Raw genomic sequence first — 11,212 nt, forward strand, 5'->3', positions numbered from 1 at the left:
CACGCATCGCTACGGTGCCGCGGCACCATCTGCCTATGCCTGCCGGATTCTGCCGATGCCCGCCCGCGCCACCCCGCCCGACATCATGACGCTGAAGGAAGCCGCCGCCTGGCTGCGCCTGTCGGAGCGTGCGCTCTACGACCTCGCCCGCCAGCGCCGCCTGCCCGCGGCCCAGCTGGGCGGGAAGTGGCTCTTCCCCCGCACCGCCCTCTCCCTCTGGCTCACCCGCCAGGCGGAGGCACCGGACCATCGCCTGGCGCCGCCCCCCATCCTGGCCGGCAGCCATGACCCGCTGCTGGATTGGGCGGTGCGGCAATCCGGCTGCGGCCTCGCCCTGCGGGCGGGCGGCAGCCTGGACGGGCTGGTGGCGCTGGCCGCCCGCCAGGCCTGCGCCGCGGCGGTGCATGTGCCGGACCCCGATACCGGCGGCTTCAACGAAACCGCGACGCGGGCGGAGGTGCCGGGCGATTCCGTCATCGGCCTGGTCTGGGCCTGGCGCGAACAGGGGCTGATCCTGCCCGCCGGCAACCCGCAGAACCTCTCCACCATCGCGGACCTCGCGCGCCCCGGCATCACCGTCGCCGGCCGCCAGGCCCGCGCCGGCAGCCACCTGCTGCTGGTGCATCTGCTCAGCGAGGCCGGGCTGCGCCTCGATGCGCTGCGCTTCCTCCCCGCCCCCTCCGCGACCGAGGACGAGGTCGCCGCCGCGGTGGCGGAAGGCCGCGCCGCCGCCGGCTTCGGCATCCGGGCGGAGGCGATGCTGCGCGGCCTGCACTTCGTGCCGCTGGTGCGCGAACGCTTCGACCTGGTGGCGCGCCCGCGGGACTGGTTCGACCCGCCGCTGCAGCGCCTGATGGAGTTCGCCCGCGGCGCGGCCTTCCGGGACCGCGCCGCGCGCCTCGGCGGCTATGACATCGGCGCCACCGGCAGCGTCGGCTTCGCGCTGTAGGCCGCGCTACGCGGCGCCGCGGCCGGGGCGGCGCCGCGGGTCATTCGCCGCGCTGTCCTGGTCCACATCCACCTCCGTCCGGCGCACCGTGTCGCGGATGGTCTCGGTGTGCTCGGTCGCGTCCTTGCTCACCACCACCTCGCCGGTCACGCGCACCTCCTTGCCGACCACGGCCTCCTCGACGCTCTCCTCGGCCTCGATGGTGCGGTCCTGGAACAAGCCTGCCTCTTCCGCCGTGGCCGGGCGGTCCAGCGGCCGCTGCTCGACATGCACGCGCTCCTCGCGCAGCCGAACCTGTTCCTCCACCGGGGTCTCGACGACGTAGCTGCGCACGCGCACGCGGCCGGCATGGGCCTCCCGCTTGCCGACGCGCAGCCGCTCCTCCGCCAGCTTCACCCGCTCCTCCTCCGCGCCGCCGGGCAGGGCGGTCGCGCCATCCTGGTCCGTGCGCGCCATGGCGCCGGCGCTGGCCGGCGTGCCGGTGGTGCTGCCCATGCCCGCACCCATGCCCGCACCCATCCCGGGGCCTTCCCCGGCCTCCATGCCCGCCCCGGCGGAGCCGAGATTGGCGCCGCGCCGCCGCGGATCCGCCGCCGCGCCCGAGGTATCGGCCTGCGCCGCCAGGCCGCCGCTCAGCGGCGTCGTGCCGCTCAGGCTGGTGCCGCCCGCGGCGGAGCCGCTTGAAGAACCCGCGGCGGAGCCGCTTGAGGAACCCGCGGCGGAGCCGCCTGAAGCACCCGCACCCGCCGCCGATCCGCCGAGCCAGCCCGCGCCGCGCCACTCCTCCTCCCGCGTGTCGAGATCGACGGCGCCGCCGGCCTCCAGCATGTCCATCGCGCGGTCGAGCAGCCCTTCCGCCACCTCCGCCGAGACCACCACATGGCCGCGGCGCAGCCCCTCCCCATAGGTGCGGCGATCGTCATCCGGCACGAAGAGGTCGGCGATGGCGGCCAGGATGCCGCGATCCTCCTCTGTCGAAGGGCCAGAGGTGGCGCTGCCTGACGCGGCGCGGACCTGGACGTTCTGCGCGCCCAGCTGGCGCAGCTGCCCCGCGGCCTGGTCGGCCTCGGCGCGGCTGTCGAACATGGCGGTGATGGTGCGATCCATGAGGGTCTCTCCCGTGTTGTGGTCGTTGGTGGCGTCATCCGGCACCGGCGGGGGCAGGCGTTCCACCCGCGCCGCCTGCCGGCGCAGCGTCAGCGACACGCTCTCCGCCTCCTGCCGCTCCCGCAGCCGGATGCGCAGCTCCTCCGTCACCACCAGGCGGCGCGTGACGGTCACGCGTTCCTCCACGACGGGGATGACGAGGACATCGCCCTCGCGCCGCGTCGGCGGCGGGGATGCCACCTCGCGGTCGATCGGCACGCGCTCCACCGCCGCCTCCCGCACCAGGCGCTGCCAGGCGATCTCCTGCGCCTCCGCCGTGGTGGTGACGGCGACGCGCAGAAGGGCGGTGACGCGGCGGCGGCGGCGCAGGCGCGGCACCTCCGCCAGCAAGGGCAGGCGCATGGCGTCCCCGTTCTGCGGCAACGCCGGGCCGGCCTTGTGCGCGGGATCGTCCATCCATCCTCCCTGGCCCGGCGTCGCGGCCCGGGATCTCCTCAACGGACCCGCCACCGCCCCGTTCCCGCCCCGGGCGCGGAACATCCCGTGGTGAGCGGCAGCCAAGCGGGCTTGCGGCTTCCGCCGGGCGATGCGTAACCTTCACGCCGCAACCATGCAGGCCGGGATAACGGCCGCATCAGGGCAGGAGGAACGGATGGACCAGGGGATGACCCGGCGCGACATGCTGCGCGCCGGTGCAGGCGTGGCCGCGATCGCGGGCGGCACGGCACTCACCGCCCCGGCGGTGCATGCGCAGGCAACCACCACCTTGCGCTGCGGCTTCTGGGACCACTGGGTCCCGGCGGGCAACGGCATCATGCGCGAGCTTTGCGCCGAATGGGGCCGCAACAACCGCGTGGACGTGCAGGTGGATTTCATCACCTCCGTCGGCAACCAGAACCTGCTGACCATCGCCGCCCAGGCGCAGGCCCGCAGCGGGCATGACATCCTGAGCTTCCCGACCTGGGAGCCATCGGCCCATGCCCGCCTGCTGGAACCGGTGGACGACATCGTCCAGCGCCTGATCGGCAAGTACGGCCCGATCAACCCGACGGCGGAATACCTCGCGAAGCGCGAAGGCGCCTGGCGCGCCATCCCCGCCGTTTCCGGCTCGCAGCACAAGCCCTCCCTCGCGCGCTTCGACCTGCTGCAGCAGCATGCGGGCCTCGATGTCCGCGCCATGTACCCGGCGGAGGACCGCACCGGCCCCGGCGTGGACCAGTGGAACTGGGCCACCTTCCTGACGGCGGCGGAGAAGTGCCACGCCGCCGGCTTCAGCTTCGGCCTGCCCATGGGCAGCTTCACCGATGCGGTGGACTGGGTCGGCGCCTTCTTCCGCAGCCACAACGCCAAGTTCATCGATGAGAACGGCCAGGTCACGGTGCGCCGCGACCCCGGCGTGCGCCAGGGCCTGGAATACCTGGTGCGCCTGGCCCGCTTCCTGCCCAACGATGTCTGGGCCTGGGACGATGCCAGCAACAACCGCGCGCTGATCTCCGGCCGCTCCGCCCTGATCTTCAACCCGCCCTCCACCTGGGCGGTGGCGAAGCGCGATGCGCCGGCGGTGGCGGAGAAGTGCTGGACCTTCCCGATGCCGGCGGGCCCCGCGGGCCGCTTCACGCCGTACCTGCCCTATTTCTGGGGCATCTGGTCCTTCAGCCGGAACAAGACGGCGGCCAAGGGCCTGCTGGAATTCCTCTCCGACCGCACCAGCGCGGACCGGCAGACCACCACCAGCAGCGGCTACGACATCCCGCCCTTCGGCAGCATGTCCAACTTCGACATCTGGCGCACCGAAGGCCCGCCCACGGGCGTGGTGTACAACTACCCGCTGAAGCCGCACCACCAGGCGCAGCAGTCCATCGCCTTCGCCCCGGCGCCGGCGGAAATCGCCGTGCAGGCCTACAACCAGGCGATCAACACCAAGCTGGTGGCCCGCGTCGCGCAGGGCGGCGAGACGATCGACCAGGCCCTGACCTGGGCGGAGCGCGAGCTGCGCAACTTCGCGCGCGGCTGAGCCGAACGGGACGGGGGCGGGGGCCGCAAGGCTTCCCGCCCTTTCCGCATCCATCGCGTGACAGGGGAGCATCCGCATGTCGGCCAGCGGCACCGCCATCACCGCGGGACGCAGCGAGGGGGTCTCCTCCCTCCAGCGCTTCACGCGACGGCGTTCCACCATCGCCTTCCTGATGACGCTGCCGCTGATCGCGGTGATCGGCGGGCTGGTCGCCTATCCCGCGGCCTATGCCATGTACCTCTCCACCCTGAACCGGCGGATGACCGCCTTCATCGGGCTGGAGCAGTTCGCGGTGCTGCTGGATACCGACACCTTCTGGATGGTGATCGCGCAGAGCTGCATCTTCGCCATCTCCGCCGTCTTCCTGAAGGCGCTGATCGGCTTCTGGCTGGCGCATATGCTGCACGACATCCCGGCCAAGGGGCAGCGCAAGTGGCGCGGCATGCTCCTCGTGCCCTGGGTCATCCCGCCGGCGCTCTCCACGCTCGGCTGGTGGTGGATGTTCGACCCCAGCTATTCCTCCATCAACTACCTGCTGAACGTCTTCGCCGTGCCCTCGGTCCCCTGGCTGGGCGAGCCCTGGTGGGCGCGCACCTCCGTCATCATCGTGAATGTCTGGTACGGCGCGCCCTTCTTCATGATCATGTATCTGGCCGCGCTGAAATCGGTGCCGGAGCAGCTGTACGAAGCGGCCGCCATCGATGGCGCCACCGGCTTCCAGCGCCTGCGCTACGTGACGCTGCCCATGATGCGCAACATCATCAGCATCACCGTGCTGTTCAGCCTGATCGTCACCTTCGCCAATTACGACATCGTCCGGGTCCTGACGAATGGCGGGCCGCGGGACCTGACGCATGTCTTCGCGACCTATGCCTTCCAGGTCGGCATCCTGTCCGGCAACGTGCCGCGCGGCGCCGCCGTCTCGCTCTTCATGTTCCCGCTGCTGGCGATCTTCGCCTTCTTCGTGCTGCGCGGCGTGACCCGCCGGAACAAGGAGGAATCGTGAGATGAGCGCGACCGGTGCCACCCGCGACCTGCCCGGCATCTACCACAAGGCGGGCAGCCTTTCGTCGGAGCGCCGCTGGGCGCTCTGGACCGCCTATATCTCCCTGATCTTCGCCGCCATCATCTTCCTGGCGCCGCCCGTCTACATGTTCATCACCAGCCTGAAGACGAGCGCGGAGGTCGCCAATCTCCAGGGCAATCCCTGGCTGGTGCGCAACCCGACGCTGGAGAACTACACGGCGATCCTGACCAACCCGACCTTCCTCACCTTCTTCTGGAACAGCGCCAAGATCACCGTGATGGTGGTGCTGATCACCATGGTCATCAGCACGCTCGCCGCCTTCGCGCTGGCGCGCATGCGCTTCTGGGGCAGCCAGGCGCTGGCGACCGGCGTCTTCCTGACCTACCTGATCCCGGAGACGCTGCTCTTCATCCCGCTCTACCAGATCGTGGGCGGGCTCGGGCTGCTCAACTCCTCCTGGGGCCTGGTGGTGGTCTATCCGACACTCACGGTGCCCTTCTGCACCTGGATCATGATCGGCTACTTCGCCTCCATCCCGAAGGAGCTGGACGAGGCCGCGCTGATCGATGGCGCGAGCTGGTCGCAGATGCTGCTGAAGATCTTCATCCCCGTGGCCATGCCCGGGATCATCGCGGCGACGATCTTCGCCTTCACCGTCAGCTGGGCCGCCTTCGTCTATCCCACCGCCTTCGTGACCACGCCGGATGAGATGCCGCTGACCATCGGCGTCGTCTCCCAGCTCGTCCGCGCGGACACCTTCGCCTGGGGGCAGATCATGGCCGGGGCCTTGCTGGCGGCGCTGCCGCCGGTGATCGTCTATGCGTTCCTGATGGATTACTACATCGCCGGCCTGACCGCCGGCGCGACAAAGGGCTGAGAACCAGATGGCACAGGTTTCCATCCGCAAGGTCGTGAAGGCCTATGAAGGCGGCGTGCAGGCGGTGAAGGGCATCGACCTGGAGATCGCCGACCATGAATTCGTGGTCCTGGTCGGCCCGTCCGGCTGCGGGAAGTCCACCACACTCCGCATGATCGCGGGGCTGGAGGAGATCACGGGCGGGGAGATCGCCATCGGCGGCACCGTCGTCAACGACATCCCGCCGCGCGACCGCGACATCGCCATGGTGTTCCAGAACTACGCGCTCTACCCGCATATGTCGGTCTACGAGAACATGGCCTTCGGCCTGACGCTCCGGAAATTCCCGAAGGAGGAGATCAAGCGCCGGGTGGAGAATGCGGCCCGCATCCTCGACATCACGCCGCTCTTGGACCGCAAGCCGAAGGCGCTGTCCGGCGGCCAGCGCCAGCGCGTCGCCATGGGCCGCGCCATCGTGCGCGACCCGAAGGTCTTCCTCTTCGACGAACCGCTCTCCAACCTCGACGCCAAGCTGCGCGTGCAGATGCGGACCGAGATCAAGAAGGTCCACCAGACCGTCAAGACCACCACCGTCTACGTCACCCACGACCAGGTGGAGGCGATGACGCTGGCGGACCGCGTCGTCGTCATGAACCACGGCATCATCGAGCAGGTGGGCCCCCCGCAGGAACTCTACCACCACCCGAAGACGCGCTTCGTCGCCGGCTTCATCGGCAGCCCCGCCATGAACTTCATCCCCGCGCGCGTCGAGAACGGATCCGGCGCGCTGCGCGTGCAACTCCCCAACGGCATCACCGTCCCCGTCCCCGAATCCCGCACCGCCCGCTACCAGGCCGCCGCGGGGCGTGAGGTGCTGTTCGGCATCCGCCCGGAACACCTGACGGAGGTGAAGAACCTCGACCGCGACAACATCGCGGTGTTCGAACTGACGCCCGAGGTGATCGAGCCCATGGGCATGGAGACGCTGGTGCATCTCTGGCTGCAAGGCGCCGAGGTCTGCTGCCGCATCGACCCGACGACCCCGGCGGAACCCGGCCGCCCCATGCAATTCGCCGCCGACCTCAACCACATGCACCTGATCGATCCCGAGAGCGGGAAGGTCCTCTAGATTCGAAAAGCCCTCTCCCCAGAGGGGAGAGGGTTGGGTGAGGGGAGGCGCTTTACGCGCCAGCCCCGTGCGTGCACGTTTCCTCCAACCCGAGGAAACAGGCACCCATGGCCGATACCATCCACATCCCCGCCGAGACGGTGGAGCATTTCGTCACCCGCATCTTCGCCGCCGCCGGCTGCGACCAGGCGGAGGCGCATCGCATCTCCACGCATCTGCTGGATGCCAACCTCGCCGGCCATGACAGCCACGGCGTCGCCCGCGTGCCGCGCTATGTCGAATGGCTCCAGGCCGGCTTCGTGCTCAAGGGCCAGAACGTCGAGACCGTCACCGATGGCGGCAGCTTCCTCCTGCTCGACGGCCTCTTCGGCTTCGGCCAGACCGTGGCCCCCCAGGCCGTCCGCATGGGCATCGAGCGTGCGCAACAGCACGGCATCGCCGTCGTCGGCCTGCGCAACGCCGGCCATATCGGCCGCGTCGGCGCCTATTCGGAAATGGCGATCGAGGCCGGGCTCCTCTCCGTCCATTTCGTCAATGTCGCGGGCTCCGTCCTCGTCGCCCCCTTCGGCGGCACGGAGCGCCGCTTCTCCACCGCCCCCATCAGCATCGGCGTCCCCCTGCCGGGCCGTCCCCTCGTGCTCGACTTCGCGACGTCATTGGTCGCGGAGGGCAAGGTCCTCGTCGCTTCCAATGGCGGCAAGGCGCTCCCCGCCGATGCGCTGATCGAGCCCGATGGCACCCTCTCCGGCGATCCCCACACCCTCTACGGCCATTACGACACCATCGGCCCCCGCAACCCCTCCAACGGAAAGGGCGCCATCCGCGCCTTCGGGGAACACAAGGGCAGCGGCCTCGCCTTCATGTGCGAGATGCTGGCCGGCGCGCTGACGGGTGGCGGCACCTCCGGCCCCGTGGAGGCGCGCGGCCGCATCGCCAACGGCATGCTCTCCTTCTACGTCTCCCCGAAGCATTTCGGCACCCAGGCGGAATTCGAGGAAGCCGGCCGCGCCTATGTGGACTGGATCGTCGCCACCAACCCCGCGCAGGCCGGCCAGCCCGTGCTCGCCCCCGGCGACAAGGAAGCCACCACCAAGGCCGACCGCCTGGCCCATGGCGTGCCGCTGCAGCGCGATACCTGGGACAGCATCCTCGACACCGCGCGCCGCCTCGGCATCAACGATCCGGCCTGACACTCCCCGCGGGTCCGTGGCATGAGAGTCCGCCATGGACCCGCTCACCCGCCTGCTCATCCGCCTCGCCCAGTGGTTCCGCAACCCGCCCTCGCCGGCGCGGATCAAGCTCATCCTCGCCGTCGTGGCGCTCTGCCTGGTCCTCGTCGCCATCGAGAAATTCGTGGGCTGGCCGGATTGGGCGACGGCGCAGCGCGTGCCCATCCACCGCTGACCCTTGCCGGCGCGCCCGCGCCGCGCGACCCTCCCCGCAACAACGGGAGGAACCACACCATGCTTCGCCGCGCCCTGCTCGGCCTGACGCTCGCCGCGACCCTCGCGACCCCCGCGCTGGCCTTCCCCGACCGCACCATCACGCTGGCGGTCGGCTTCGCCCCCGGCGGCTCCACCGACGTCACCTCCCGCCTCCTGGCCGATCGCCTCGGCCCGGCGCTGGGCCCCAACGGCCGCGTGGTGGTGGAAAACCGCCCCGGCGCCGCCGGCCTCATCGCCTCCGACTGGCTCCGCCGCCAGACGCCGGACGGGCACCTGCTGATGCTGGTGGAGGCCTCCTCCCACGCCCTCGCCCCCAACGCCGTGCAGGGCGGCACGCGCTACGACCCGATCGGCGACTTCACCCATATCGCCGTCGTCGGCACCGGCCCGATGATCGTCGTGGCGCCCCCCTCCTTCCCCGCCCGCACCGCGCAGGAAGCCATCGCGCGCCTGCGCGAAGGCGGCGAACGCCTGCCCTTCGCGTCCTCCGGCGTCGCCTCCATGCCCCACCTCTCGGCGGAGATGCTGGCCGCCACCCTCAACATGGGCGGCCGCTTCCCCCACGTCCCCTACCGCTCCGGCGGCCTGATGGTGGAGAGCATCGCCCGGGGCGAGACGCAGTGGGGCGTCGCCGTCCTCGCCTCCGCCGCCGGCCAGGTGCGGGACGGCCGCGTGCGCGGCATCGCCGTGACGGGCCTCGAGCGCTTCCCCTCCTTCCCCGACATCCCGACGCTCGCCGAATCCGCGCTGCCGGGCTTCGACCTCGAGAACTGGTTCGCCGTCATCGGCCCCAAGGGCATGCCGCCCGCCGTGGTCGAGACCCTCAACCGCGCCATCCGCACCGCCATCGCGGAGCCGCAGCTGCGCGAACGCCTCCTCGTCGCCGGCGTGAACCCCTGGAGCCGCCCCAACGCGCCGACCGATGCCGAGGCCTTCTTCCGCGCCGAGCTCGCGAAATTCGGCCAGGTGGTGGCCCGCACCGGCGTGAAGCTGGAACCGTGAGCAACACCACGGCCGACGTCATCGTCATCGGCGGCGGCTCCGCCGGCTGCGTCGTCGCCGCCCGCCTCTCCGAGGACCCTGGCACCCGCGTCCTCCTCCTTGAGGCCGGGCCGCCCGACAAGGACCCCTGGATCCGCCTGCCGCTGGGCTACGGCAAGCTCTACGGCACCGGCCGCTACGACCCGCGCTTCATGACGGAGCCCGAGCCCCAGCTCGGCAACCGCCAGATCCACTGGCCCCGCGGCCGCGTCCTCGGCGGCTCCGGCTCCGTCAACGGGCTCGTCTTCCTGCGCGGCAGCCCGCATGACTACGACCGCTGGGCCCAGGCCGGCGCGCGCGGCTGGTCCTACGACGAGGTCGCGCCCTTCTTCCGCCGCATGGAAACCTGGCTCGGCCCGCCCAGCGAGGCCCGCGGCACCACCGGCCCCATCCAGGTGGGCGAGCCCCGCCGCCTGGCCGAGGCCCCCCGCGCCTTCATCGAAAGCTGCATCGAGGCCGGGCTGCCGCGCCTCGGCGACGTCAATGCCGGCGGCAGCATCGAGGGCGCGGCGCCCATCCAGCTCAACGTCGATGGCCGCTGGCGATCCTCCTCCGCCCGCACCTACCTCCGCCCCGCCATGGCGCGCCCCAACCTGGAGGTCCGCACCGGCATCCAGGCCCACCGCCTGGTCTTCGAGCAGGGCAGGGCGGTCGCGGTCGAGACCGCGCAGGGCCGCTTCAACGCCACCCGCTCCATCGTCGTCTCCGCCGGCGCGATCGAGACGCCGAAACTCCTCATGCTGTCGGGCATCGGCGACGGCGCCGCCCTGCAGGCCATGGGCATCCCCGTGGTCGCCCACAGCCCCGATGTCGGCCGCAACCTGCAGGACCACCTCATCGCGAAATTCATCTTCCGCACGAAGCCCTGCGGCACCCTGAACGAGATCCTGCAGAGCAACATCAAGAAGGCCGCGATGGGCCTGGACTGGCTGCTGCGCCAGGCCGGCCCCCTGACCATCGGCGCCGGGGAGGCCACGGCCTTCGCCCGCATCACCCCGGGGGCCGAGGAAGCGGAGGCGCAACTCCTCTTCGTCAACTTCTCCACCTTCGATTACTCGAAGGGCCTGCACAGCCACCCCGGCGTGATGCTGAACTACGGCCCCTGCCGCCCCGACAGCCGCGGCACGCTGACGCTCCGCAGCCCCGACCCCGCCGACCACCCGATCATCCACGCCAACTACCTGGACCACCCCAATGACTGGCGGATCATGCTCGGCGCCGCCGCCCTGTGCCGGCGGATTGCCTCGGTTGGCCCCCTGCGCGGTCTGATCGAGGAGGAACTGCGCCCCGGCGCCGGCGCGGGCACCGACGAGGCCTACGCCCAGAGCATCCGCGACACCGCCAGCACCGTCTTCCACCCCTGCGGCACCGCCCGCATGGGCAGCGACGACCGCGCCGTGCTGGACCCGGAACTGCGCGTGCGCGGCGTGGAGGGGCTGCGGGTGGCCGATGCGAGCGCGTTTCCGCTGATCCCCTCGCCGAACATCCAGCCGGCGGCGCTGATGGTGGGGGAGCGGTGCGCGGGGTTTATGCGGGAGAGCTTGTGACCCGCACATCAGGATTGCGGCTGGGTCGGCGCACAACGAGCGTCATACACACTTGGTCTCTTGAAGGTTTAGTTGCGCTCGTGTTGAATGCGCAATG

At 70.9% G+C, this 11,212-nt stretch carries 10 protein-coding genes; 9 read left to right on the forward strand and 1 reads right to left on the reverse strand.

The window, feature by feature from the left end; all coding sequences use genetic code 11:
• Positions 1-55 precede the first annotated feature (55 nt).
• Positions 56-949 carry a helix-turn-helix transcriptional regulator gene (locus JJI54_RS11565; protein WP_203073139.1) on the forward strand — a complete coding sequence of 298 codons (894 nt, stop codon included), beginning with the start codon at positions 56-58 and terminating at the stop codon, positions 947-949.
• A 6-nt stretch (positions 950-955) separates the two neighbouring features.
• Here JJI54_RS11565 and JJI54_RS11570 read toward each other — a convergent pair whose 3' ends face one another.
• The gene (locus JJI54_RS11570; protein WP_203073140.1) at positions 956-2,512 is read right to left on the reverse strand and encodes a YsnF/AvaK domain-containing protein; all 1,557 of its coding nucleotides are present in this window, start codon (positions 2,510-2,512) and stop codon (positions 956-958) included.
• 196 nt (positions 2,513-2,708) lie between these two features.
• On the opposite strand from JJI54_RS11570, the gene JJI54_RS11575 reads away from it, so the two are divergent.
• The 8 genes from JJI54_RS11575 (at position 2,709) to JJI54_RS11610 (ending at position 11,115) form a co-directional block, all read left to right on the forward strand.
• Positions 2,709-4,070 carry an ABC transporter substrate-binding protein gene (locus JJI54_RS11575; RefSeq protein WP_203073141.1) on the forward strand — a complete coding sequence of 454 codons (1,362 nt, stop codon included), beginning with the start codon at positions 2,709-2,711 and terminating at the stop codon, positions 4,068-4,070.
• A gap of 76 nt (positions 4,071-4,146) precedes the next feature.
• Positions 4,147-5,076: a carbohydrate ABC transporter permease gene (locus JJI54_RS11580; RefSeq protein WP_203073142.1), complete on the forward strand. Its 930-nt coding sequence runs from the start codon at positions 4,147-4,149 to the stop codon at positions 5,074-5,076.
• 1 nt (position 5,077) lies between these two features.
• Complete coding sequence (locus tag JJI54_RS11585) at positions 5,078-5,974, forward strand: carbohydrate ABC transporter permease (protein WP_203073143.1); 897 nt, start codon at positions 5,078-5,080, stop codon at positions 5,972-5,974.
• Between the two features lie 7 nt (positions 5,975-5,981).
• Positions 5,982-7,082 carry an ABC transporter ATP-binding protein gene (locus tag JJI54_RS11590; RefSeq protein ID WP_203073144.1) on the forward strand — a complete coding sequence of 367 codons (1,101 nt, stop codon included), beginning with the start codon at positions 5,982-5,984 and terminating at the stop codon, positions 7,080-7,082.
• Between the two features lie 107 nt (positions 7,083-7,189).
• Positions 7,190-8,272, forward strand: a complete 1,083-nt coding sequence (locus JJI54_RS11595; protein WP_203073145.1) for a malate/lactate/ureidoglycolate dehydrogenase — start codon at positions 7,190-7,192, stop codon at positions 8,270-8,272.
• 34 nt (positions 8,273-8,306) lie between these two features.
• Positions 8,307-8,486 (forward strand): hypothetical protein, encoded by a 180-nt coding sequence (locus tag JJI54_RS11600; RefSeq protein WP_203073146.1) that lies wholly within the window; start codon positions 8,307-8,309, stop codon positions 8,484-8,486.
• Between the two features lie 59 nt (positions 8,487-8,545).
• The gene (locus tag JJI54_RS11605) at positions 8,546-9,529 is read left to right on the forward strand and encodes a Bug family tripartite tricarboxylate transporter substrate binding protein (RefSeq protein ID WP_203073147.1); all 984 of its coding nucleotides are present in this window, start codon (positions 8,546-8,548) and stop codon (positions 9,527-9,529) included.
• Entirely contained in the window at positions 9,526-11,115 is a 1,590-nt protein-coding gene (locus JJI54_RS11610) for a GMC family oxidoreductase (RefSeq protein WP_203073148.1), read from the forward strand. The genes JJI54_RS11605 and JJI54_RS11610 overlap by 4 nt, the downstream gene beginning before the upstream one ends.
• Positions 11,116-11,212: the final 97 nt, after the last annotated feature.

The organism is Falsiroseomonas ponticola (assembly GCF_016805305.1).
In the GTDB taxonomy this organism is placed as follows: Bacteria; Pseudomonadota; Alphaproteobacteria; order Acetobacterales; family Acetobacteraceae; genus Falsiroseomonas; species Falsiroseomonas ponticola.

Coding starts and splice junctions, on each gene's coding strand:
- JJI54_RS11600 (WP_203073146.1), top strand. CDS start 8,307: ATGGACCCGCTCACCCGCCTGCTCATCCGCCTCGCCCAGTGGTTCCGC.
- JJI54_RS11580 (WP_203073142.1), top strand. CDS start 4,147: ATGTCGGCCAGCGGCACCGCCATCACCGCGGGACGCAGCGAGGGGGTC.
- JJI54_RS11575 (WP_203073141.1), top strand. CDS start 2,709: ATGGACCAGGGGATGACCCGGCGCGACATGCTGCGCGCCGGTGCAGGC.
- JJI54_RS11595 (WP_203073145.1), top strand. CDS start 7,190: ATGGCCGATACCATCCACATCCCCGCCGAGACGGTGGAGCATTTCGTC.
- JJI54_RS11570 (WP_203073140.1), bottom strand. CDS start 2,512: ATGGACGATCCCGCGCACAAGGCCGGCCCGGCGTTGCCGCAGAACGGG.
- JJI54_RS11565 (WP_203073139.1), top strand. CDS start 56: ATGCCCGCCCGCGCCACCCCGCCCGACATCATGACGCTGAAGGAAGCC.
- JJI54_RS11605 (WP_203073147.1), top strand. CDS start 8,546: ATGCTTCGCCGCGCCCTGCTCGGCCTGACGCTCGCCGCGACCCTCGCG.
- JJI54_RS11585 (WP_203073143.1), top strand. CDS start 5,078: ATGAGCGCGACCGGTGCCACCCGCGACCTGCCCGGCATCTACCACAAG.
- JJI54_RS11590 (WP_203073144.1), top strand. CDS start 5,982: ATGGCACAGGTTTCCATCCGCAAGGTCGTGAAGGCCTATGAAGGCGGC.